Origin of the sequence: Streptomyces sp. ITFR-16, assembly GCF_031844705.1 — a bacterium.
GTDB lineage: Bacteria > Actinomycetota > Actinomycetes > Streptomycetales > Streptomycetaceae > Streptomyces.
On the sequence record NZ_CP134609.1, the window covers coordinates 2,500,313 to 2,523,320 of the forward strand.

The 23,008-nt window shown below is 69.4% G+C and carries 25 protein-coding genes; 6 read left to right on the top strand and 19 right to left on the bottom strand.

Annotated features, from left to right (window positions below; genetic code table 11):
* Positions 1-106 precede the first annotated feature (106 nt).
* From RLT58_RS10920 to RLT58_RS10930, 3 genes are all read right to left on the bottom strand, one after another.
* Positions 107-430: an STAS domain-containing protein gene (locus RLT58_RS10920; protein ID WP_250967584.1), complete on the bottom strand. Its 324-nt coding sequence runs from the start codon at positions 428-430 to the stop codon at positions 107-109.
* Positions 431-668: 238 nt separating this feature from the next.
* On the bottom strand, positions 669-1,517 hold the full coding sequence (locus tag RLT58_RS10925) for a 3-hydroxyacyl-CoA dehydrogenase family protein (RefSeq protein ID WP_311310203.1): 849 nt from the start codon (positions 1,515-1,517) through the stop codon (positions 669-671).
* Positions 1,518-1,647: 130 nt separating this feature from the next.
* Complete coding sequence (locus RLT58_RS10930) at positions 1,648-2,289, bottom strand: TetR/AcrR family transcriptional regulator (protein WP_311310204.1); 642 nt, start codon at positions 2,287-2,289, stop codon at positions 1,648-1,650.
* A gap of 82 nt (positions 2,290-2,371) precedes the next feature.
* Between RLT58_RS10930 and RLT58_RS10935 the strand changes: the two genes are divergently transcribed.
* The 3 genes from RLT58_RS10935 to RLT58_RS10945 are packed head-to-tail and all read left to right on the top strand — an operon-like array spanning position 2,372 to position 4,502.
* Positions 2,372-3,154, top strand: a complete 783-nt coding sequence (locus RLT58_RS10935; RefSeq protein ID WP_311310205.1) for an ABC transporter ATP-binding protein — start codon at positions 2,372-2,374, stop codon at positions 3,152-3,154.
* 12 nt (positions 3,155-3,166) lie between these two features.
* Positions 3,167-3,916, top strand: a complete 750-nt coding sequence (locus tag RLT58_RS10940; protein ID WP_311310206.1) for an ABC transporter permease — start codon at positions 3,167-3,169, stop codon at positions 3,914-3,916.
* A gap of 13 nt (positions 3,917-3,929) precedes the next feature.
* Positions 3,930-4,502, top strand: coding sequence for a cob(I)yrinic acid a,c-diamide adenosyltransferase (locus RLT58_RS10945; protein ID WP_311310207.1), 573 nt, complete (start codon positions 3,930-3,932; stop codon positions 4,500-4,502).
* 34 nt (positions 4,503-4,536) lie between these two features.
* Here the strand turns inward: RLT58_RS10945 and RLT58_RS10950 are convergent, their stop codons facing one another.
* Positions 4,537-5,118 carry a hypothetical protein gene (locus RLT58_RS10950; RefSeq protein ID WP_311310208.1) on the bottom strand — a complete coding sequence of 194 codons (582 nt, stop codon included), beginning with the start codon at positions 5,116-5,118 and terminating at the stop codon, positions 4,537-4,539.
* A gap of 158 nt (positions 5,119-5,276) precedes the next feature.
* Between RLT58_RS10950 and RLT58_RS10955 the strand changes: the two genes are divergently transcribed.
* The 3 genes from RLT58_RS10955 to RLT58_RS10965 all read left to right on the top strand — a co-directional run bounded on the left by RLT58_RS10955 (position 5,277) and on the right by RLT58_RS10965 (position 9,190).
* Entirely contained in the window at positions 5,277-6,476 is a 1,200-nt protein-coding gene (locus tag RLT58_RS10955; RefSeq protein WP_311314477.1) for a sensor histidine kinase, read from the top strand.
* Positions 6,473-7,132, top strand: coding sequence for a response regulator (locus RLT58_RS10960; RefSeq protein ID WP_311310209.1), 660 nt, complete (start codon positions 6,473-6,475; stop codon positions 7,130-7,132). Before RLT58_RS10955 ends, RLT58_RS10960 begins: the two co-directional genes overlap by 4 nt.
* A 180-nt stretch (positions 7,133-7,312) precedes the next feature.
* Positions 7,313-9,190, top strand: coding sequence for a glycosyl hydrolase family 18 protein (locus RLT58_RS10965; protein WP_311310210.1), 1,878 nt, complete (start codon positions 7,313-7,315; stop codon positions 9,188-9,190).
* Between the two features lie 106 nt (positions 9,191-9,296).
* Here the strand turns inward: RLT58_RS10965 and RLT58_RS10970 are convergent, their stop codons facing one another.
* From RLT58_RS10970 to RLT58_RS11040, 15 genes are all read right to left on the bottom strand, one after another.
* Positions 9,297-9,743 (bottom strand): DUF2550 domain-containing protein, encoded by a 447-nt coding sequence (locus tag RLT58_RS10970; protein WP_311314478.1) that lies wholly within the window; start codon positions 9,741-9,743, stop codon positions 9,297-9,299.
* 140 nt (positions 9,744-9,883) lie between these two features.
* A complete protein-coding gene (locus RLT58_RS10975) occupies positions 9,884-10,258 on the bottom strand; it encodes a F0F1 ATP synthase subunit epsilon (protein ID WP_018521150.1) in 375 nt (124 codons plus the stop codon).
* Positions 10,259-10,368: 110 nt separating this feature from the next.
* Positions 10,369-11,811, bottom strand: a complete 1,443-nt coding sequence (gene atpD / locus RLT58_RS10980; protein WP_311310211.1) for a F0F1 ATP synthase subunit beta — start codon at positions 11,809-11,811, stop codon at positions 10,369-10,371.
* Positions 11,811-12,725 (bottom strand): F0F1 ATP synthase subunit gamma, encoded by a 915-nt coding sequence (locus RLT58_RS10985; RefSeq protein ID WP_311310212.1) that lies wholly within the window; start codon positions 12,723-12,725, stop codon positions 11,811-11,813. The genes atpD and RLT58_RS10985 overlap by 1 nt, the downstream gene beginning before the upstream one ends.
* A gap of 3 nt (positions 12,726-12,728) precedes the next feature.
* Positions 12,729-14,300: a F0F1 ATP synthase subunit alpha gene (gene atpA, locus RLT58_RS10990; protein ID WP_311310213.1), complete on the bottom strand. Its 1,572-nt coding sequence runs from the start codon at positions 14,298-14,300 to the stop codon at positions 12,729-12,731.
* 138 nt (positions 14,301-14,438) lie between these two features.
* On the bottom strand, positions 14,439-15,254 hold the full coding sequence (locus RLT58_RS10995) for a F0F1 ATP synthase subunit delta (protein WP_311310214.1): 816 nt from the start codon (positions 15,252-15,254) through the stop codon (positions 14,439-14,441).
* A complete protein-coding gene (locus RLT58_RS11000) occupies positions 15,251-15,796 on the bottom strand; it encodes a F0F1 ATP synthase subunit B (protein WP_311310215.1) in 546 nt (181 codons plus the stop codon). The genes RLT58_RS10995 and RLT58_RS11000 overlap by 4 nt, the downstream gene beginning before the upstream one ends.
* A gap of 44 nt (positions 15,797-15,840) precedes the next feature.
* On the bottom strand, positions 15,841-16,071 hold the full coding sequence (gene atpE, locus RLT58_RS11005) for an ATP synthase F0 subunit C (protein ID WP_030784624.1): 231 nt from the start codon (positions 16,069-16,071) through the stop codon (positions 15,841-15,843).
* Positions 16,072-16,143: 72 nt separating this feature from the next.
* Positions 16,144-16,980, bottom strand: a complete 837-nt coding sequence (atpB, locus tag RLT58_RS11010; RefSeq protein WP_311314479.1) for a F0F1 ATP synthase subunit A — start codon at positions 16,978-16,980, stop codon at positions 16,144-16,146.
* A 211-nt stretch (positions 16,981-17,191) separates the two neighbouring features.
* A complete protein-coding gene (locus tag RLT58_RS11015; RefSeq protein ID WP_311310216.1) occupies positions 17,192-17,635 on the bottom strand; it encodes a Cg1360 family ATP-synthase-associated protein in 444 nt (147 codons plus the stop codon).
* 461 nt (positions 17,636-18,096) lie between these two features.
* A complete protein-coding gene (locus RLT58_RS11020) occupies positions 18,097-18,438 on the bottom strand; it encodes an alpha-amylase inhibitor (RefSeq protein WP_311310217.1) in 342 nt (113 codons plus the stop codon).
* A 317-nt stretch (positions 18,439-18,755) separates the two neighbouring features.
* Positions 18,756-20,144, bottom strand: a complete 1,389-nt coding sequence (locus RLT58_RS11025) for an MraY family glycosyltransferase (RefSeq protein WP_311310218.1) — start codon at positions 20,142-20,144, stop codon at positions 18,756-18,758.
* A 116-nt stretch (positions 20,145-20,260) separates the two neighbouring features.
* Entirely contained in the window at positions 20,261-21,520 is a 1,260-nt protein-coding gene (gene glyA, locus RLT58_RS11030) for a serine hydroxymethyltransferase (RefSeq protein WP_311310219.1), read from the bottom strand.
* Between the two features lie 164 nt (positions 21,521-21,684).
* Positions 21,685-22,326, bottom strand: a complete 642-nt coding sequence (locus tag RLT58_RS11035; RefSeq protein ID WP_311310220.1) for an arsenate reductase/protein-tyrosine-phosphatase family protein — start codon at positions 22,324-22,326, stop codon at positions 21,685-21,687.
* The gene (locus tag RLT58_RS11040; RefSeq protein WP_311310221.1) at positions 22,323-22,970 is read right to left on the bottom strand and encodes an L-threonylcarbamoyladenylate synthase; all 648 of its coding nucleotides are present in this window, start codon (positions 22,968-22,970) and stop codon (positions 22,323-22,325) included. The genes RLT58_RS11035 and RLT58_RS11040 overlap by 4 nt, the downstream gene beginning before the upstream one ends.
* Between the last annotated feature and the right edge of the window lie 38 nt (positions 22,971-23,008).

A 23,008-nucleotide genomic window follows, 5' to 3' on the forward strand; every position in this document is an offset into this window, starting at 1 on the left:
TATCTACGAACATCCGGGGTGGCGCGCCGCCCCACAGATCACGGTCTCGTGAGGATTGTGTGCCTTCGGCCGTGCGGTCCCGCGGGGCCCGCGTCGCCCGCCGCGCTCAGACGCGTGGCAGCGAGTCCGCGGCGATGCCGCCCTCGATGGCCAGGATGCGGTGCAGCCGGGTGGCCACCAGAAGGCGTTGCATCTGCGGAGGCACCCCGCGCAGCACCAGCCGCCGGCCGGCGCGGCCGGCCCGGCGGTGCGCGCCCATGATGACGCCGAGACCGGTGGCGTCCCACGAATCCAGCTCGGTCAGGTCGAGCACCAGATCACCGACGCCGTCGTCGAGGGCCGAGTGCAGGACCGTACGGGCGTCCGCCGCGCTTCGGACGTCGAGGCGGCCCCCGACGACCAGCTCGGCGTGGTCGCCCCTGATGTGCATATGCGCTCCCCTGGAATGCTCCGTGGCACGGTCCGTCTGTCTGAAACTGTCTCTGCCCCAACTGACTGCGGCAACGACAGGGAAGTTGCCGTCTGCAAGCGAACCGATACCGAATTCACTCCGTGGAGTGACCCGGGCCCGCCGTGGACCCTCGCGGATCCACTGGTTTCCGGGAGGCGGCCTCCCGGGCCCCGGGCCCTGATTGACGGCAGATCAGACGGACCGGGACCGAAAACGATCAGTAGGTGTAGAAGCCCTGCCCGCTCTTGCGCCCGATGTCACCTGCGTCGACCATCCGGCGCATCAGCTCGGGAGCGGCGAACTTCTCGTCCTGCGACTCGGTGTAGATGTTTCCCGTGGCGTGCAGCAGGATGTCGACGCCCGTCAGGTCCGCGGTGGCGAGCGGGCCCATGGCGTGGCCGAAACCCAGCTTGCAGGCGATGTCGATGTCCTCGGCCGACGCGACACCCGACTCGTACAGCTTGGCGGCCTCGACGACGAGCGCCGAGATCAGCCGGGTGGTGACGAAGCCGGCCACGTCACGGTTGACGACGATGCAGGTCTTGCCGACCGACTCGGCGAACTCCCGCGCGGTGGCGAGGGTTTCGTCGCTGGTCTTGTAGCCGCGGACGAGTTCGACGAGCTGCATCATCGGGACCGGCGAGAAGAAGTGCACCCCGACGACACGCTCGGGGCGCTCCGTCACGGCCGCGATCTTGGTGATCGGGATGGCGGAGGTGTTGGAGGCGAGCACGGTGTCGTCCCGGACGATCTTGTCGAGGGTCCGGAAGATCTCGTGCTTCACCTCCAGCTTCTCGAAGACGGCCTCGACGACGATGTCGGCGTCGGCGACGGCGTCCAGATCGGTGGTCGTGGTGATCCGGGCGAGCGCGGACCCGGCGTCGGCCGCGTCGAGCCTGCCCTTGGAGACGAACTTGTCGTAGGAGGCCTTGATGCCGTCACGGCCACGGGTCAGCGCCTCGTCGGTGACATCGCGCAGCACGACGTCCCAGCCCGCCTGGGCGGAGACCTGCGCGATGCCGGACCCCATGAGTCCGGCTCCGATGACGGCGAGCTTCCTGGCCACGTTGGCACCCCTATGTCTTCTCAACGGTTCTGACGATGCTCTCCGGCGGAGGTTAGTACCCGTGAGGGGCGCTGGGGCGGTGAAGAGATGCGCGTCACGTCTCAAATGACGGACATCACACCGAGATGCGTCATTCGGCGGCGCGCCGGGCGTAGTTGAGCACCTTTTCGCCCAGCAGGTCCTCGATGTCGTCGAGCAGGACGAGGGCGTCCCGGGACACTTCGGCGGCCTTGCGGCCCGCGACCATCTCGCGGCCGATGTACGCCATGAGCGTGCTGTGCACCCAGGAGAGCTGGCCGGCGACCAGGACCGGGGCGGCGTCGCCCGGGGCGGCGTCGGACTCCTCCAGGAGGGTCGCCTCCAGATGCAGGAGCGCCTCCTGCTGGACGTGCCAGAGGCGGGCCTTGAGGCCGTCGGCGCCCTCGATGACGCGCATGAAGCGCTCGTACCCCTCGATCAGGCCGACGGTGGGCGAGACGCCCTCCACCTGGATGCGCAGCTCCCGCAGGACGGCCTCGGCCGCCGACTCCCCCTTGTCGCGGCCCCGGACGTACCGCGAGAGGCGGTCGACGATGCCTCGGCTGCGGTCGAGGAAGAGGTCCTCCTTGGTCGGGAAGTAGTTGTAGACCGTGTTCGCCGAGACGTCGGCGGCCTGGGCGATCTCGGCGATCGTGACCGCGTCGAAGCCCCGCTCCAGGAAGAGACCGGTGGCCACGTCCGAGAGGTGCTGCCTGGTCTGCCGCTTCTTGCGCTCCCTGAGTCCCTCAGCCATGCGCCCATCCTAGGGCTCCACTGGGGCCTCTGAATCTTTGGTGTCATTGCAATTTTTCAGTGACTCTGTTTTTGTGGTCGCTATGCCAATCATCAGTACGTCCGGGCTCGCCCGGACCTTCGCGACCAAGGCAGGACCGGTGGAGGCCGTGCGCTCCATCGACATGACGGTGGCGGCCGGCGAGATCGTCGGCCTGCTCGGCCCCAACGGGGCGGGCAAGACCACCACCCTGCGCATGCTCACCACGCTGCTCGCCCCCACCGGCGGCGCGGCCACCGTGGCCGGCTGCGACCTGGCCGCCGACCCGGCGGGCGTACGGGAGAAGTGCGGGTACGTCGCCCAGTCGGGCGGGGTCGACCCGCACATCACCGTGCGGGAGGAGCTGGTCACCCAGGGCCGGCTGTACCGACTCGGCAAGGCCGCCGCGGTGGCCAGGGCCGGGGAGCTGGCCACCGACCTCGGCCTGTCCGGCCTGCTCGACCGGAAGACCGTCACACTCTCCGGGGGCCAGCGGCGGCGGCTCGACATCGCGATGGGGCTCACCCACCGCCCGGCCGTGCTCTTCCTCGACGAGCCGACGACCGGCCTCGACCCGGGCAGCCGCGCCGACCTCTGGGAGCTGGTGCGCCGGCTGCGCGACGCGTCGGGCACGACCGTCGTGCTCACCACCCACTACCTCGACGAGGCGGACGCGCTCGCCGACCGGCTGGTGGTGGTCGACGACGGCCTGGTGGCGGCGGAGGGCACCCCGGCCGCGCTGAAGACCCGGTACGCGGGCTCGCCGGACGCCTCGCTCCAGGACGCCTTCCTGGCCCTCACCGGCCGCTCCCCCGCCCCCGCCGACACCGCGCCCGTCGCCGTCTAGGAATCGAGTCCGATGCTTCTCCACGACACCGCGCTCGTCTTCGGGCGGTACGCCCGGCAGACCCTGCGCTCGAAGTTCCAGATCCTCTTCGGCATCCTCATGCCGCTGCTCTACCTGCTCTTCTTCGGCCCGCTGCTCACCGGTCTCCCGCTCGGCCGGGAGGGCGACTCCTGGCAGATCCTGGTGCCGGGACTGCTGCTCCAGCTCGGGCTGTTCGGCGCCTCCTTCACCGGGTTCGCCCTGATCATCGACAAGTCGACCGGGGTCGTCGAGCGGATGCGGGTCACCCCGGTCAGCCGGGCGGCGCTGCTGCTGGGGCGGGTGCTGCGCGACACGCTGCTGTTCATGTTCCAGGCGGTGCTGCTGGTGCTCGCCGCCGTACTCATGGGGCTGCGGGCGCCGCTGCCCGGTGTGCTCATCGGCTTCGTGTTCGTGGGCCTGCTGACCGTCTCGCTGGCCTCGCTCTCGTACGCGCTGGCCATGCGGGTCACCACCCCGCAGGAGTTCGGGCCGGTGATCAACTCGCTCACCATGCCGTCGATGCTCCTGTCGGGCCTGATGCTGCCGATGACCCTGGGCCCCGGCTGGCTGGACGTGCTGTCGCACTTCACGCCGTTCCGCTACCTGGTGGACGCGGTCCGGGACGCGTTCGTGGGCGCGTACACCACCGCACACATGCTGTACGGGGTCCTGGTCTCGCTCGGCTTCGCGGCCCTCGCCGTGACAGTGGGCACACGCGTCTTCAAGAAGGCCGGTGCCTAACTAGGCTGGCCGCATGGTCAATCTGACGCGCATCTACACCCGCACCGGCGACACGGGCACCACCGCCCTCGGCGACATGAGCCGGACCGCCAAGACCGATCTGCGGATCTCCGCGTACGCGGACGCCAACGAGGCCAACGCGGTCATCGGTACGGCGATCGCGCTCGGGCAGCTCTCCGAGGACATCGTGAAGGTCCTCGTCCGCGTACAGAACGACCTGTTCGACGTGGGCGCGGACCTGTCCACCCCGGTCGTCGAGGACCCGAAGTACCCGCCGCTGCGCGTCGAGCAGTCCTACGTCGACAAGCTGGAGGCGGACTGCGACCACTTCCTGGAGCAGGTGGAGAAGCTCCGCAGCTTCATCCTGCCCGGCGGCACCCCCGGCGCCGCGCTGCTGCACCAGGCGTGCACGGTCGTGCGGCGGGCGGAGCGCTCCACCTGGGCGGCGCTGGAGGTGCACGGCGAGGCGATGAACGCCCTGACGGCGACCTACCTCAACCGCCTCTCCGACCTGCTCTTCATCCTGGCCCGGGTGGCCAACAAGGAGGTCGGCGACGTCCTGTGGGTCCCGGGCGGCGAACGGTAGACGTTCAAGCCCGTCCGGCGACCGAGGACATCCCTCACCCGGGCGGGCCCGACACCCCCGTCGTGTCCCGCTCCCGCTCCCGCCGAGGGCCCCGCTTCGGAAACACCGTATAGCTCGCCGCGATCACCAGATTGATCCCGATCACGAACAGCATCGTCTGCTGCCACGACCGCAGCGACGCCACGTCCCCGTCGCCGCCCACGTACCAGACCGCCGCCTGGAGCAGCGCCAGCGCCGTCACCGCGGCCACGGTCCACCGGCCGGCGACCCGCCACTCGTGCACGGCCCGCGCCGTCCCGTACTTCGGGGGCCTCACCGGCGGCGGGCCGCCCGCGAAGCGATGGGCGACCCGGGCGTCGACCCACTTGACCGTGGAGTGGCCCAGTCCCACCGTGAAGCCGATGTACACCGCGGCGAGCCCGTGCTTCCAGTCCGGCGCGGCACCGTTCTTCAGGTCGACGGCCGTCACCACCAGCAGGACCAGCTCCAGCACCGGCTCGCAGAGCAGTACGGCCAGGCCCAGCCGGGGCCTGCGCGCCACGTAGCGCAGCGCGAGACCCGCGGCGAGCAGCACCCAGAAGGCGATCTCGCAGAGAACGATCAGTGTGACGATCACGGTCCGTTTCCTTTCGCTCCCCTCCAGGCTCCCGTCCGCACCGCCGCGGATCATCGGCCCCGGTGACGAAAGCCGACTGCATCCTTCGATGTAGTGGCGGATCACCCACCGAGCGGAGGTGCGGTGGCGGGCCGGACGTGTTGGATGGACGGGTGCTGGTGTTCTCCCCGTCCCGCCCCCACCGCGACGATGTCCTCATCGCGGTCTCCGGACTGCTCGGCGGCCTGGTCCTGTGGCTGCTCGGGCTCTTCATGCGGACCGGTTACGTCCTCGACGACACCCGCCTCGCCCTCCTCCCCCTCGTCGTGATGTCGGCCCTGGAACTGCTGCGCAGGACCTCGCCGCGCACCGCGCTGACCATCGGCACGGTCGCGCTGATCGGGGACCAGTGCACACACGGCAACCTGGCGACGGTGGTGATGTACACCGACCTCATGTACGCGGCCGTGCTGTACGGAACCCCGGCGGCCGCCCGCCGCATCCCGGTGGTCACCTTCCTGATCACGGTCGCCGTCACCATCGGCTCCCTGGCCTGGTTCCGCAGCCCCGAGGCCCTGCTCATCGGCATCGTCACCGCCCTCGTCGCGTTCGTGCCCGCCCTCACCGGGGTCAGCGTGCGCAACCACCGCGACGCCGCCGACACCGCCCGGCTGCGCGCCGACCAGACCGCTCTGCTCGCCGGGATGGACCGCACCCAGGCGGTGACCGCCGAGCGGGCCCGGATGGCGCGCGAACTGCACGACCTGGTCGCCAACCACCTCTCCGCCATCGCCATCCACTCCACCGCGGCGCTCTCCATCGACGACCCGGGGACCTCCCGCGACGCCCTCGGGGTGATCCGCGAGAACAGCGTCGACGGTCTGGCCGAAATGCGCCGTCTGATCGGGCTGCTGCGCGCCGGGTCCACCGATCCGGAGCCGGTCGGCGCACCGACCCTCGCCTCGCTGGACGCCCTGATCGAGCAGCACCGCACCAACGCCGAGTCCAGCGGGCTGACCTGCACGCTGGAGGACACCCGGAGTGGGGACCCGGAGCTGCCGGCGCCGGTCGAGCTGGCCGCGTACCGCATCGTGCAGGAGTCGCTCACCAACGCGCTCAAGCACGCGGCGCCCGGCCCGGTGACGGTGCGGCTCGGGCCCGCCGGGCGGCGGCTCGCGGTGGAGGTGAGCAGCGTCCTCGGGGAGCGCGCCGGGCCGCGCGCGCCGGGTTCGGGGGCGGGGCTGGTCGGCATGCGGGAGCGGGTGGCGCTGCTCGGCGGGGAGTTCGAGGCGGGTCCTGTCCCCACCACCGGGGACGGGACGAGGATCTGGCGGGTGCGGGCGGAACTGCCCGTGGACGAAGGAGAGATGAGGCCATGACGATCCGGGTGCTGGTCGCCGAGGACCAGGCGGCGGTACGGGCGGGGCTGGTGCTCATCCTGGGCAGCGCGCCGGACATCGAGGTCGTCGGGGAGGCCGGTGACGGCGAGGAGGCCGTACGCCTCGCGCGCGAACTGCGTCCGGACGTGGTGCTGATGGACATTCAGATGCCGCGTCTGGACGGGGTGTCGGCCACCCGGCAGGTGGTCGCGGACCGGCTGGCGGACGTACTGGTGCTGACGACCTTCGATCTGGACGCCTATGTGTTCGGCGCGCTGCGGGCCGGGGCGTCGGGCTTCCTGCTGAAGGACACCGAGGCGCGCGGACTGCTCGACGCGGTGCGCACGGTGGCGCGCGGCGAGGGGCTGATCGCGCCGCAGGTGACACGCCGGCTGATCGCGGAGTTCGCCGGGTCGGGACCCGTACGGCAGTCCCCGTCCCCCGACGCGGCGGCGCTGGAGGCCCTGGAGGCGCTCACCAGGCGTGAGCGCGAGGTGCTCGGGTGCCTGGGCGAGGGGCTGTCCAACGCGGAGATCGCGGTGCGGCTGGAGATGGCGGAGGCGACGGTGAAGACGCACGTCAGCCGGTTGCTGGGGAAGCTGGATCTGCGCAGCCGGGTCCAGGCTGCGGTGCTGGCGCAGGAGTTGGGGGTCTGAGGTTTAACCGCACCGCGCTCCGATCTTTGGTCTGGACCTCTTGACGATTGGTCCAGACCTTCCTAATCTCACCGGACACACTGCGGTGAGCCCGCCATGACAATGGCGGACTCAGGGCGGCGCAGGGTTTGCAGTCCACGGACCACCCCCGTTTGTCCGGACCTCACCCGAGGAGCACCGTTGAGCACTGAGACCCCCCGCCGGACCCGATTCAGATTCGGGGCCGGGAAAGCCACCAGATCCAGAGCCGTCGCGGGCCTCACCGCACTGCTCCTTCCGCTCGCCGCGATGGTCGGCATGGCCTCCCCGGCCGAAGCAGCGACCTCGGCAACCGCCACGTACCTCAAGAAGTCCGACTGGGGCACCGGCTTCGAGGGCCAGTGGACGGTGAAGAACACCGGCACCACCTCCCTCAGCTCCTGGACCATCGAGTGGGACTTCCCGGCCGGCACCGCCGTCGGCTCCGCCTGGGACGCGAGCGTCACCAGCTCCGGCACCCACTGGACCGCCAAGAACCTCGGCTGGAACGGCACGGTCGCCCCGGGCGCCAGCGTGTCCTTCGGCTTCAACGGCACCGGCTCCGGCGCCCCCTCCGGCTGCAAGCTGAACGGCGCCTCCTGTGACGGCGGCAGTGTCCCCGGGGACAACGCCCCCTCCGCGCCGGGCACCCCGACCGCGAGCGCGATCACGGACACCTCCGCGAAGCTGAGCTGGACCGCGGCCACCGACGACCACGGCATCAAGAACTACGACGTCCTGCGGGACGGCGCGGTCGTCGCCACGGTCACCGGCCTCACGTACACCAACACCGGCCTCACCGCGGGCACCGACTACTCGTACACCGTGCAGGCCCGTGACACCGCCGACCAGACCGGCCCGGTCAGTGGCGCGGTCAAGGTCCACACCACCGGCGGCGGGGGCACCGACCCCGGCGGCCCGGGCGGCGACAAGGTCAACCTCGGGTACTTCACCGACTGGGGCGTCTACGGCCGCAACTACCACGTCAAGAACCTGGACACCTCCGGTTCGGCCGCGAAGATCACGCACATCAACTACGCCTTCGGCAACGTCCAGGGCGGCAAGTGCACCATCGGTGACTCCTACGCCGACTACGACATGGCCTACACCGCCGACAAGTCCGTCGACGGCGTCGCCGACACCTGGGACCAGCCGCTGCGCGGCAGCTTCAATCAGCTGCGCAAGCTCAAGGCGAAGTACCCGCACATCAAGGTTCTGTGGTCCTTCGGCGGCTGGACCTGGTCCGGCGGCTTCGGCCAGGCCGCGCAGAACCCCGCCGCCTTCGCCCAGTCCTGCTACGACCTGGTCGAGGACCCCCGCTGGGCCGATGTCTTCGACGGCATCGACATCGACTGGGAGTACCCCAACGCCTGCGGTCTGACCTGTGACACCAGCGGCCCCGCCGCGCTGAAGAACATCACCTCCGCGCTGCGGGCGAAGTTCGGCAGCAACAACCTGGTGACCGCCGCCATCACGGCCGACGGTTCGGCCGGCGGCAAGATCGACCTGGCCGACTACGCGGGCGCCGCACAGTCCCTGAACTGGTACAACGTGATGACGTACGACTTCTTCGGCGCCTGGGAGGCCAAGGGTCCGACGGCCCCGCACTCCCCGCTGACCTCGTACAGCGGCATCCCGCAGGCCGGCTTCAACTCGGCGGACGCCATCGCCAAGCTGAAGGCCCAGGGCGTCCCCGCGTCGAAGCTGCTGCTCGGCATCGGCTTCTACGGCCGCGGCTGGACCGGCGTCACCCAGGACGCGCCCGGCGGCACCGCCACCGGCGCCGCTCCCGGTACGTACGAGGCGGGTATCGAGGACTACAAGGTCCTCAAGACCAGCTGCCCGGCCACCGGCACCATCGCCGGCACGGCGTACGCGCACTGCGGCACCAACTGGTGGAGCTACGACACCCCCGCCACCATCGGCTCCAAGATGACCTGGGCGAGGAACCAGGGTCTGGGAGGCGCGTTCTTCTGGGAGTTCAGCGGGGACACCAGCAACGGTGAACTCGTGGGCGCGATCAGCAACGGTCTGAAGTAATCCCCACCGCACCGCATCGCGTGTAACCCCCGAAAAGCACCGGGGAGACAGGTCCGCCCCCTGTCTCCCCGGTTTTCGTCCGTGTACGGCCGATGTGCGCCGGCCGCTACGCCACGTTGACGCGCTGGCCGGGCGGTGCCGCCTCCAGCCAGGCGAGGAATCCGGTGAGGGCGTCCTCGCTCATCGCCAGCTCCAGGCGGGTCTCCCGGTGGAGACAGCCGAGCACAATGGCGTCGGAGAGCAGGGCCAGCTCCTCCTCGCCCTCCGGCATCCGGCGGGCGACGACCTCGATCGCGGAGCGCTCCAGCACCCGGCGCGGACGCGGGGAGTAGCTGAAGACCCGGAACCAGTTCACCTTGTCGCCGCTGTACCGGGCGACGCCGTACACCCAGCCCTTGCCCGAGAGATCGGGCTCCGCCGGAACATTCCAGCGCAGGCTGCAGTCGAAGGTCCCGCCGGAGCGCTGAATCAGCCGCCGGCGCAGACCGAAGACGAAGAGACCCACCGCGACCAGTGCGACGACCAGCCCGCCCACCCACAGCGCGAGGAACATCTCCACCGACCTCCTCGCGTCGTCGAGTAAACGGATACCGCCCGAACTTCACCTGCATCTGCATCGCCTCAGCCGCGACACGGTCTGGAGAGGTCTCCAGCTCGGGCCGCGGCTGAGGGTAAAGCCGTTTCGCGGGGTGGCTAGTGTGCCGCCACCGCACGCAGTCGCACTTCGGCGCGCCGCTCGGAAGCGGCGTCCGTGTCCGACTTCGCACGTTCCAGCGCACGCTCGGCGCGCTGGACATCGATCTCGTCCGCCAGCTCGGCAATCTCCGCCAGGAGCGAGAGCTTGTCGTCGGCGAACGAGATGAAACCGCCGTGCACCGCGGCGACGACGGTCCCGCCGTCGCTCGTACGGATCGTCACCGGGCCCGATTCCAGCACACCCAGAAGCGGCTGGTGACCGGGCATGACGCCGATGTCGCCGGACGTGGTGCGCGCGACGACCAGGGTGGCCTCGCCGGACCAGACACTGCGGTCCGCGGCGACCAGCTCGACGTGCAGCTCAGCAGCCAAGGGTGGCTCCTCGGGTCACCACCCGGCGGTCATGCCGGGTGTTGGGTCAATTCTACGGGGCGTGGTGAGGGGGACGGGACGCACCCGCCCCCCCTCGGTGAGCCGGGGGCTCAGGAGACGCCGAGCTCCTTGGCGTTGGCCTTGAGGTCCTCGATGCCACCGCACATGAAGAACGCCTGCTCGGGGAAGTGGTCGTACTCCCCGTCGCAGATCGCGTTGAACGCGGCGATCGACTCGTCGAGCGGCACGTCCGAACCGTCCACGCCGGTGAACTGCTTGGCGACGTGGGTGTTCTGCGACAGGAAGCGCTCGACACGACGGGCACGGTGGACAACGAGCTTGTCCTCCTCGCCCAGCTCGTCGATACCGAGGATCGCGATGATGTCCTGGAGGTCCTTGTACTTCTGCAGGATCCCCTTGACACGCATGGCGGCCTCGTAGTGGTCCGCCGCGATGTACCGCGGGTCGAGGATGCGGGACGTCGAGTCCAGCGGGTCCACGGCCGGGTAGATGCCCTTCTCGGAGATCGGACGGGAGAGCACCGTCGTCGCGTCGAGGTGGGCGAAGGTGGTGGCCGGCGCCGGGTCGGTCAGGTCGTCCGCGGGGACGTAGATCGCCTGCATCGAGGTGATCGAGTGACCGCGGGTCGACGTGATGCGCTCCTGGAGGAGACCCATCTCGTCGGCCAGGTTCGGCTGGTAACCCACCGCGGACGGCATACGGCCGAGCAGGGTGGACACCTCGGAGCCGGCCTGGGTGTACCGGAAGATGTTGTCGATGAAGAAGAGCACGTCCTGCTTCTGCACATCGCGGAAGTACTCCGCCATGGTCAGACCGGCCAGGGCGACGCGCAGACGCGTCCCCGGCGGCTCGTCCATCTGTCCGAAGACAAGCGCCGTCTTGTCGATGACGCCGGACTCGGCCATCTCCTCGATGAGGTCGTTGCCCTCACGGGTACGCTCACCGACGCCCGCGAACACCGACACACCGTCGTGGTTGTTGGCGACGCGGTAGATCATTTCCTGGATCAGCACGGTCTTGCCGACACCGGCACCACCGAACAGACCGATCTTTCCACCCTTGACGTACGGGGTGAGCAGGTCGATGACCTTGACGCCGGTCTCGAACATCTCGGTCTTGGACTCGAGCTGGTCGAAGCTGGGCGCCTTGCGGTGGATCGGCCAGCGCTCGGTGACCTCGGCCTCGGCCTCGGGCTTGTTCAGGATCTCACCGAGGGTGTTGAACACCTTGCCCTTGGTGATCTCGCCGACCGGCACGGTGATGCCGTTGCCCGTGTCCGTCACCGGGGCCTGGCGGACCAGACCGTCGGTGGGCTGCATCGAGATCGCGCGGATCACGCCGTCACCGAGGTGCTGGGCGACCTCGAGCGTCAGCTTCTTGAGCTTGCCGTCCTCGGCCGGGTCGGCCACCTCGACGGTCAGCGCGTTGTAGATCTCCGGCATCGCGTCGACGGGGAACTCCACGTCGACGACCGGGCCGATGACCCGGGCGACGCGGCCCGTGGCAACGGCCGTCTCAACTGTGGTCGTCATTACTTGTCACTCCCCGCGGTCGCGTCGGCCAGCGCACTGGCACCACCGACGATCTCGCTGATTTCCTGGGTGATTTCGGCCTGGCGGGCCGCGTTGGCAAGCCGGGAGAGCGTCTTGATGAGCTCACCGGCGTTGTCGGTGGCCGACTTCATCGCGCGGCGGCGGGCAGCGTGCTCGGAAGCGGCGGCCTGCAGCAGGGCGTTGTAGATACGGCTCTCGACGTACCGCGGAAGCAGGGCGTCGAGGACGTCCTCCGCCGACGGCTCGAAGTCGAAGAGCGGCAGGATCTCGCCCTTGCCGTCCTCCTGCTCCGTGGCACCGAGACTGAGCGGCAGCATCCGGTCGTCGACCGGGTTCTGCGTCATCATCGACACGAATTCCGTGAAGACGATGTGCAGCTCGTCGACGCCGCCCTCGGCGGTCTCCTGGGTGACCGCCTCGATCAGCGGAGCAGCCGCCCGCTTGGCATCCGCGTACGTCGGGCTGTCGGTGAAGCCGGTCCACGACTCCGCGACCTTGCGCTCGCGGAAGCCGTAGTAGGCGACACCCTTGCGGCCGATCACATACGTGACGACCTCCTTGCCCTCACCGTGCAGGCGCTCGGTCAGCTTCTCCGCGGCCTTGATGGCGTTGGAGGAGTAACCGCCGGCCAGACCGCGGTCGCTCGTGACGAGCAGGATCGCGGCCCGGACCGGGGTCTCGGCCTCGGTGGTCAGCGGGTGCTTGGTGGTGGAGCCGGTCGCCACCGCGGTCACCGCACGGGTGAGCTCGGTCGCGTACGGCGTCGACGCCGCCACCTGGCGCTGCGCCTTGACGATGCGCGAGGCGGCGATCATCTCCATCGCCTTGGTGATCTTCTTCGTGGCGGTGACGGAGCGGATGCGGCGCTTGTAAACGCGAAGCTGAGCGCCCATCGATCAGCCCTCGCCCAGGAGCTTGCCGTCCGAGGTCTCGAACTGCTGCTTGAAGGCGGCGATCGCGTCGGCGATCGACTGCAGCGTGTCGTCGGACATCTTGCCGCCCTCGGCGATGCTGGTCAGGAGGTCCTTGCGCTCGCGGCGCAGGTACTCCAGCAGCTCGTTCTCGAAGCGGCGGATGTCCTCGACCGGGACGTCGTCCATCTTGCCGGTGGTGCCGGCCCAGACGGAGACGACCTGCTCCTCGACGGGCATCGGCTGGTACTGGCCCTGCTTCAGCAGCTCGACCATGCGCTTACCGCGCTCCAGCGAGGCCTTCGAGGCGGCGTCCAGGTCGGAACCGAAGGCGGCGAACGCCTCCAGCTCGCGGTACTGGGCGAGGTCCACGCGAAGCCGGCCGGAGACCTGCTTCATGGCCTTGTGCTGGGCGGAGCCACCGACACGCGAGACCGAGATACCGACGTTCAGGGCCGGACGCTGGCCGGCGTTGAACAGGTCGGACTCCAGGAAGCACTGGCCGTCGGTGATGGAGATGACGTTGGTCGGGATGAAGGCCGACACGTCGTTCGCCTTGGTCTCCACGATCGGGAGGCCCGTCATCGAACCGGCACCCATGTCGTCGGAGAGCTTGGCGCAGCGCTCCAGCAGACGCGAGTGGAGGTAGAAGACGTCGCCCGGGTAGGCCTCGCGGCCCGGCGGACGGCGCAGCAGAAGCGACACGGCGCGGTAGGCGTCGGCCTGCTTCGAGAGGTCGTCGAAGATGATGAGGACGTGCTTGCCCGCGTACATCCAGTGCTGGCCGATGGCCGAACCGGTGTACGGCGCCAGGTACTTGAAGCCGGCCGGGTCGGACGCCGGGGCGGCGACGATGGTCGTGTACTCGAGCGCGCCGGCCTCTTCGAGGGCACCGCGCACGGAGGCGATGGTGGAGCCCTTCTGACCGATGGCGACGTAGATGCAGCGCACCTGCTTGTTCACGTCGCCCGAGCGCCAGTTGTCGCGCTGGTTGATGATCGTGTCGACGGCCAGCGCGGTCTTACCCGTCTGACGGTCGCCGATGATCAGCTGACGCTGGCCGCGGCCGATGGGCACCATGGCGTCTACGGCCTTGTAGCCGGTCTGCATCGGCTCGTGCACCGACTTGCGGACCATGACGCCAGGGGCCTGCAGCTCGAGGGCGCGGCGGCTGTCGGTCGCGATCTCGCCGAGACCGTCGATCGGGTTGCCGAGCGGGTCGACGACGCGGCCGAGGTAGCCCTCGCCGACGCCGACGGAGAGCACCTCACCGGTGCGCTGCACCGGCTGGCCCTCCTCGATTCCGCTGAACTCGCCGAGGACGATCGCACCGATCTCGCGCTCCTCGAGGTTGAGGGCGAGACCGAGGGTGCCGTCCTCGAACTTCAGCAGCTCGTTCGCCATGGCGGAGGGCAGGCCCTCCACCTTCGCGATGCCGTCGCCGGCAACGCTGACCGTACCGACCTCCTCGCGCGAGGCCGCGTCCGGCTTGTACGACTGGACAAAGTTCTCCAGCGCGTCCCGGATCTCCTCCGGCCGGATCGTGAGCTCCGCCATCTGGGTTCCCTGCTCTCCTTGTTGGGCCCGAAGTTTCTTAAGGGGGTCTGGGGGCCGACCCCCAGGAATCTTCTGCAATTTCTGCACGGCCCAACCGGGCCGCTGGTCTTGCTCTGTTCTGTTGGTACGCCGCGCCGGTCAGCCGGCCATGCGACGGGTCGCCTCGTCGAGGCGCTCCGCGATGGTGCCGTTGATGACCTCGTCACCGACCCGCACCGCGATCCCGCCGAGGACCTCGGGGTCCACATCGAGATTCAGATGCATCTGCCGGCCGTAGATCTTCGCCAGAGCGGCACCGAGGCGCTGCTTCTGCCGGTCACTGAGCGGCACGGCCGAGGTGACGATCGCGACCGAGCGGTCCCGGCGCTCCGCGGCGAGCTTGGACAGGGATTCGAGTCCCGCTTCCAGGCTACGTCCCCGGGGCTGGGTGACAAGCCGCACGACGACGCGCTCGGTGGTGGGCCGGGCCTTTCCGCCGAGCAGGCTGCGCAGCAGCTCGCCCTTGGCGGCGGAGGTGGCGGTCCGGCTGGTGAGCGCGGCGCGCAGGGCGGTGTCCGAGGCGACGATCCGGCCGAACCGGAACAGCTCGTCCTCCACGTCGTCGAGGTCACCGTTCTGCTGGGCGGCGGTGAGGTCTGCGGTGTTCGCCAGCTCCTCGACCGAGTCGACCAGGTCACGGGACTGCGACCAGCGCGAGCGGACCATGCCGGAGACCAGATCGACGGCTTCGCCGCCCACCTGGCCGCTCAGCAGCCGTCCGGCCAGCTCGGCCCTGGCCTCGCCGGGCTGCGCCGGGTCGGTCAGGACCCGGCGCAGCGACACCTCGCGGTGCAGCAGCGCCGTGACGCCGGCCAGGTCCTCGGCGAGCTTCGCCGCATCGACCGACGTGCTGTCGGTCAGTGCGTCGAGGCGCTCGCGTGCGGCAGCCAGTGCCTCGCGGCTCGCGCTGTTCATCGGACTGCCTCGGCCTTCGCCTCGAGCTCGTCGAGGAAGCGGTCGACGGTGCCGCTCTGCCGGGCGTGGTCCTCGAGGGACTCGCCGACGAGCTTGCCGGCCAGGTCGGTGGCGAGCTTGCCCACGTCCTGGCGCAGTGCGGAAGCGGCGGCCTTGCGGTCGGCCTCGATCTGGGCGTGACCGGCGGCGACGATCTCGTCGCGCTGGCGCTGGCCCTCGGCGCGCATCTCCTGCAGGATCACGGCGCCCTGCTCCTGCGCCTCCTGGCGCATACGAGCGGCTTCGTGGCGGGCCTCGGCGAGCTGAGCCTTGTACTGCTCAAGAACGCTCTGGGCCTCGGTCTGGGCCGCATCGGCCTTTTCGATACCGCCTTCGATGGCCTCGCGGCGCTCTTCCAGAACCTTGTTGATGTTCGGGAGGAGCTTCTTGGCGAGGAAGCCGAAGACGATGAGGAAGGCGATGAGGCCGATGACGAGCTCGGGAATCGGCGGGATGAGGGGATTTTCCATCTCCTCGGCCGCGACCGTAAGCAGCTGGCTCACGTCAGTGCCTTTCGTCTAGGGGGCTGGTCGGGATCCGAAGATCTCTACTTGCCGTAGACGAACGGCATGACCAGACCGATGAGGGCGAGCGCCTCACAGAAGGCGAAGCCGAGGATCTGGTTGGCGCGGATCAGGCCCGCGGCCTCGGGCTGACGGGCGAGAGCCTGGGTGCCGTTACCGAAGATGATGCCGACGCCGACGCCGGGGCCGATGGCGGCGAGGCCGTAACCGATGGAGCCGAGGGAGCCGGTGACGGCAGCAAGGGTCTGGGACATGCCAGTTCTTCCTTCTCTTTCACGGACCGGTGGGGGTTGGCCACCGGACGACTGTGGGACGGGTGCGGGTGCTCAGTGGTGCTTGGCGAGCGCGCCCTGGATGTAGGTGCAGGTCAGCAGTACGAAGACGTACGCCTGCAGCGCCTGGATGAACAGCTCGAAGGCCGTCATCACGATGGTCATCACGAAGGAGACGCCCGCGTACGCGAAACCGATGCCGTTGAGCAGGTACCAGCTGGCGATGGTGAACAGCAGCAGGAGCGTGTGTCCCGCAAACATGTTCGCGAAGAGTCGCACCGCGTGAGTAAAGGGCCGGACCAGCAGGTTCGAGAAGAACTCGATGAGCATGGCCAGCGGAAGCACCGGACCGAGTGACTTGTCGTATCCGGTGATGTTCTTGAGAGCACCGACGAAGCCATGGCGCTTGAAGGTCAGGCTGACCCACAAGACGTAGACGATGATCGCGAGCACCGCGGGGTACGCGATGATCGCCGTCACGGGGAACTGGGCGACCGGGATGATCGACCAGAGGTTCATCATCCAGACGAAGAAGAACAGCGAGACGACGAGCGGAACGTACTTCTCGCCCTCGCGCTTGCCGATCGTCTCGTAGACGATGCCGCGGCGGATGAAGTCGTATCCGGTCTCGGCGACCATCTGCAGCTTGCCCGGGACGACCTTCGGCTTGCGGAAGGCGGCCCAGAAGAAACCGACGATGACGATCGAGCCGAGCAGGGCCAGCAGCATCGGCTTGTTGAAGTACAGGTTGCTGTCCGCGTCGCCCCAGAGGGGCTCGAACAGGAACGAGTGCAGGCCGGGTGCCGGGAAACCACAACCGTCGAAGATGTGGCAATCGGTCTCGAAGGCGAGCACCTGTGTCGGGTCAGCACTCACCGCGGGCTCCTTCAGCGTGGCGCATAGGTACGGCAACCTCGTTGTGTCGGCGCGGCGCGCAGCCGCGGTTCGGCACTGGACTGGTGTTTCGGATGTGTGAGCGGCGGTCAGGCATGTGAGCCTCGCGATCGAGCAGGCGTCAGCTCACATGCACGCGCCCGCAGTGCCGCAGTTGGAACCGGACGATAGCAGGGTCCCGGACCCGCACTTATCCCGCCCCTACCCTTCACGACCGGGGCCCTGTGTTCCTGGGCCTCTCACCCTTGTCGGACTCCGACTCGGGCTCGACGTAAAGGATCTTGGCCTTCATGTGCGCACGCGCCTGCGCGCCGATCCACACGAGGGTCGTCACGACCAGAGTGATCGCGAAGGCCTTCGGATTGAACATCGTGGTGTTCTTGAATGCGGCGACAAAGATGAAGAGCAGAAGCAACTGAGCCGTGTACAGCATCAGTCCCATGGCCTGGAACAGGTGCGGCAGGGATTTGGCGGTCCGTTGCAGGACCGCCAGTCCGATGCCCATGAAGAGGATGACCACGATCGTCGCAACGACCGCGCCCAGGGCTCCCTTGCCACCGGCGACACCGCCGCTGACCGCGGCGGCTACGGCGCCGGCGACAGCGGTGGGCACGGCGGCCTGGAGGAGAGTCCGGACGTCGTTGGACGGCATGGCGGCAGCTCCGCTTGCTGGGGGTGGGCAGTGTGTCGTCATGGACGAGCGTAGGCCCGGTCCGAGTCGATGCCTTCGGGCCAATGGACCGTGCTACTCAGGTCCTTCGGCTCTGTCACCGGGTTCGTGAACGGTATCACAAACTATTTGATGAGGTCTTTACCTGGAAAGTGTGCTTGCTGTCACACGTGAGTGTGAACCTGCGCTCGTGAGCGCCTGTTGCCGCTAATTACCCTGTAATGGGCAATTATGTCCGCCGCGAAATCGGTTCCCACCGCACCCCGTTCGGGGTCCACTCGCTCCGTCAACATCATGCAGGCGTGTGCGCCCCCCACGAGTTACACGCCGACTCCGCCCGGGCCGCGGCCGGCCGCGGGAACGACGAGAAGCGCCCCCGGGCAGGCGCCAAGTGCCTTGCCCAGGGGCGCCGTCAGCTCAGAGAGCGGTCACGGCCGACCCGCTCAGCAGGTGACGACCTTGTCGTAACCCACCCAGGGCTGCGTGGAGGAGAGCAGGTCGGTCTTGCCCTTCTTCACCGCGTGGCAGCTCGTGTCGTAGCCGTACTTGAAGATGCCCTTGAGGTGCTTGGTGCCGCTGCAGTTGTTCTTGACCTTGTACGCCTTGTACCCCTCGTCCTGGTGGGTCTTGGTCACCTTGACGCAGCTCGGCACTGCGGCCGCCGCACCGGCCTCCCGCACCGACACGGTCGCCGCCGACGGAGCCGCAACGGCCTCGGCCCCCATCAGGCCCAGCGAGCCCCCGAGAGCCACCGTCGCAATCGCGATCGCACGGAACTTCATCATCCTGCTACCTCCATCACGAGTGAGCAGGGACGGCCCGCCATGGTCAGCGGCGGGCCGGGTCCCCCTTGCGTAGGCATTTCTAGTACGCGGAGACCCGGATGTGGTGGCTGTAGCAAAGCATGGGGAACGGCCTCATGGCCGAAACCGCTCTTGCACCAAAGAGGCCTTCACCAGAGTTGATATTTGTGAAAGCGAAGATCGCTGGTGAGGTGGATCCGGAATCTGGCAGACCGCCTGGGTAGTGGCCGCACGCATCCGATTGGGTCATTCCGAGGCAGTGGTCCGGCACGGCTCGGCAGCGAGACCTGCGGCGAACCTCACCGGCGCGTGGATCCGGCCTTGCGCCGGTCCGCGAAACGCGAACGGGGGCCGATCGCGGTCGCCCCGTTGACGCCCGAGACTCCCGCGGCAATCGGGGCCTGTGCGGCGGGCTCGTGGCCCTCCCGCCCCATCTGGGTGTCCGGGGCCCCCTGTTGGTCCTCCGCGGCCCTGGCCGGCTCCGTGCCGCCGTCCCCGCCGCGGCGCCTGCGACGGCGGTAGCGGGGCGGCACGAAGTGTTCCGCCCAGTGCGGGGCGCGGGGTGTGAAGCGGGGCATCAGGAGCAGGATCAGCCCCAGCGCGCTCAGCCCCACGATCACCAGGACGATCCACATCGAGGCCGAGTGCACCGAGTACCCGACCGCCCCGAAGGCGATCAGGGCCGACCAGAAGTACATGATCAGCACCGACCGGCTGTGCGAATGGCCGATCTCCAGCAGCCGGTGGTGCAGATGGCCGCGGTCCGCCGCGAACGGCGACTGCCCGTTCCAGGTGCGCCGCACGATCGCCAGCACCAGGTCGGCCGCCGGGATCGCGATGATGGTCAGCGGCAGCAGCAGCGGGATGAACACGGGCAGCATCGCGTGGGTCGCCTGCCGCTCGCTGCCCTCGAAGATCTTCATGGTGTCCGGGTCCACCTGCCCGGTCACGGAGATCGCGCCCGCCGCCAGGACGAGGCCGATCAGCATCGAGCCGGAGTCCCCCATGAAGATCCGGGCCGGGTGCATGTTGTGCGGCAGGAAGCCGAGGCACATGCCCATCAGGATCGCCGTGAAGAGCGTCGCGGGGGCTGCCGCCTCGATCATGTGCCCGTACCAGAGCCGGTAGGTGTAGAGGAAGAACGCGGCGGAGGCGATGAGCACCATGCCGGCCGCCAGACCGTCCAGACCGTCGACGAAGTTGACCGCGTTGATGGTGATGACGACCAGCGCGACCGTGAGCAGCGTGCCCTGCCACGGGGTGAGCGCGACCGTGCCGACGCCCGGGATCGGCAGCCACAGGATCGTCAGGCCCTGGAGGACCATGACGGCGGCGGCGATCATCTGGCCGCCGAGCTTGATCAGGGCGTCGATCTCGAACTTGTCGTCCAGCACACCGATCAGCCAGATCAGCGCCGCCCCGGAGAGCAGCGCGCGCGGTTCGCTGGAGAGCTCGAAGACCCCGTCGAGGTTGGCCAGGTGGTTGGCGACGATGAGCCCCGCGCACAGCCCGCCGAACATGGCGATGCCACCGAGCCTCGGTGTCGGTTCGCGGTGGACGTCCCGCGCACGGATCGCGGGCATCGCCCCGACCGCGATGGCGAACTTGCGCACCGGACCGGTGAGCAGATAGGTCACCGCGGCCGTGACACAGAGTGTCAGCAAGTAATCACGCACGGGCTGCCCCACAAATGTCGCCGGCCATCTCAGCCCACACCTTAACTACGTCGGCCTCATGGTTGAGGACACAGAGGTCCCCGCGATGGTTGCACGGGACGGCGCCATTGCGGACACAAGGGGCGATGTCACCCGGGGTACGGCGGAAACCGCGCCGCCAGTTCCCGTACCTCCGCCCGCACGTCGCCCTCCCCGCGCACCGCCGCCCCGATCAGCACCGCGAGCCGTGCCATGTCCCGGTCGTCCATGCCCTGGGTGGTGACGGCCGCGGTACCGAGCCGGATGCCCCGGGCATCCGCGTACGGCAGGGCGCAGGTGTCCAGCACCACACCCGCCGCCGCCAGCCGGGCCCGCGCCGTGGGGCCGTCGGTGCCGAGCGGAGCCGGGTCGGCGACGATCAGATGCGTGTCCGTGCCGCCGGTGGTCACCTCGAAGCCCTCGGCCTGAAGACCCGAGGCCAGCACCCGGGCGTGCGCGACGACACGATGTGCGTACGCGGCGAACGCCGGGGCCGCCGCCTCACCGAACGCCACCGCCTTCGCGGCCACCGTGTGCATCTGGGCGCCGCCCTGGGTGAACGGGAAGACCGCCCGGTCGATCCGCTCCGCCAGCTCCGCGCCGCACAGGACCATGCCGCCGCGCGGACCGCGCAGCACCTTGTGCGTGGTCGCGCAGACCACGTCCGCGTACGGGACCGGGCTCGGCGCCGCTCCCCCGGCGATCAGCCCCATCGGGTGCGAGGCGTCCGCGATGAGACAGGCGCCCACCTCGTCGCAGATCTCCCGGAACAGCGCGTGGTCGAGATGGCGGGGGTAGGAGATGGAGCCGCTGACGATCGCCTTGGGGCGGTGCGCGCGGGCCAGCGCGCGGATCTGGTCGTAGTCGATCAGTCCGCTCTCGGAGTCCACCCCGTAGCCGATGAACTCGAACCAGCGGCCGGAGAAGTTGGCGGGCGAGCCATGGGTGAGGTGTCCCCCGTACGGCAGCCCCATCGCGAGCACCGTGTCACCGGGCCGCAGCAGCGCCGCGTACGCCGCGAGGACGGCGGACGAGCCGGAGTGCGGCTGGACGTTGGCGTGCTCGGCGCCGAAGAGGGCGGTGGCCCGGCGGACCGCGATGCGTTCGGCGGCGTCCGCCAGTTCGCAGCCGCCGTGGTGGCGGCGGCCGGGGTATCCCTCGGCGTACTTGTTGGCGAGCGGTGAGCCGAGCGCGGCCAGGACAGCGGGCGAGGTGAAGTTCTCGGCGGCCGTCAGCTGGAGGGTGCCGGACTGCCGGCGCAGCTCCCCCAGCAGCACGTCGGCGATCTCCGGGTCCTCCCGGACTAGGGCGCCGAAGTCCTGCGGCAGGTCGGTGACGGCGAGGGGTGCGGCAGCGCTGGTGACCGGCATCGGGGGCTCCGGGCCTGGGGAGGGGTGGCGTCAGCTCCAATGTAGGCCCGCGACGGGCCTGCTGCCTGCTGTTGCGCACCGCCGTACACCCGTCCGGACACTGATCCCGGGCCGCGCCCGGGAGGCCCTCAGCGCGGCGTGCAGGGCCGCCGGCCCCGCACGGGTCAGTGCGGGGCCGATACGCCGGTCAGCGCGGTGACGACCGGGTCCAGGGCCTGGTTGATCTCGTCGCCGATGGAGCGGAAGAACGTGATCGGGGCGCCGTACGGGTCGTACACCTCGTCGGCCTCCGCGGTCGGGGCCAGCAGCCAGCCGCGCAGCGCGGCGGCGGCCCGGACCAGGGCGCGGGCGCGCTCGACGACGCCCTCGTCCCGGGCGTCGGGGAGCGTCGCGGGGTCTATGGCCCGGACCAGCCGGGTGAATTCCTTGAGCGTGAACGTCCGCAGCCCGGCCGAGTGGCCCATCGAGATCACCTGGGCCCGGTGGTCGCGGGTGGCGGTGAGGACCAGGTCCGCGCGGATCACGTGCTCGTCCAGCAGCTCACGGCCGACGAACCCGCTGGCGTCCGCGCCGAAGTCGGCGAGGACCACCTCGGCGTTGGCCTCCATCGGGGCGCCCTCGTGCCCCCAGGTGCCGGCGCTCTCCACGATCAGTCCGCCCTGGAGCGGGTCGCCCAGGCGGTCCACCAGGGCATGGCGCGTCAGCCGCTCGGTGATCGGCGAGCGGCAGACGTTGCCGGTGCTGACGTGGAGGATGCGGAAAGTGTCGGTTCGCCCCGCTATGCCACGCCCCTCGGGGGCGGTCAATTGGCCACCTCGAGGTCGGGTACCACCTTGCGCAGCTCCTCTGCGGAGAGCGCGCCGGCGCGCAGCAGGACCGGCACCTTGCCGGTGACGTCGACGATCGAGGACGGCACGATGCCCGGGGTCGGCCCGCCGTCGAGGTAGACGGAGACGGAGTCGCCGAGCATCTCCTGGGCGGCGTCGCAGTCCTCGGGCGAGGGGTGTCCGGTGAGGTTGGCGCTGGAGACGGCCATCGGGCCGACCTCCGTGAGCAGTTCGATGGCGACCGGGTGCAGCGGCATCCGGATCGCGACCGTGCCCCGGGTGTCGCCCAGGTCCCACTGGAGCGAGGGCTGGTGCTTGGCGACGAGCGTCAGGGCGCCGGGCCAGAAGGCGTCGACGAGCTCCCAGGCCTGCTCGGAGAAGTCGGTGACCAGGCCGTGCAGCGTGTTCGGGGAGCCGATCAGCACGGGCGTGGGCATGTTGCGCCCGCGGCCCTTGGCGGCCAGCAGGTCGGCGACGCCCTCCGAACTGAACGCGTCCGCGCCGATCCCGTAGACGGTGTCGGTGGGCAGCACGACCAGTTCGCCGCGGCGGACGGCGGACGCGGCCTCGCGCAGACCCGTCGTACGGTCGGTCGCGTCGTTGCAGTCGTATCGCCGAGCCATCAGCCGGCCTCCTCAAGCATGTACGGGTAGGGCTGGTA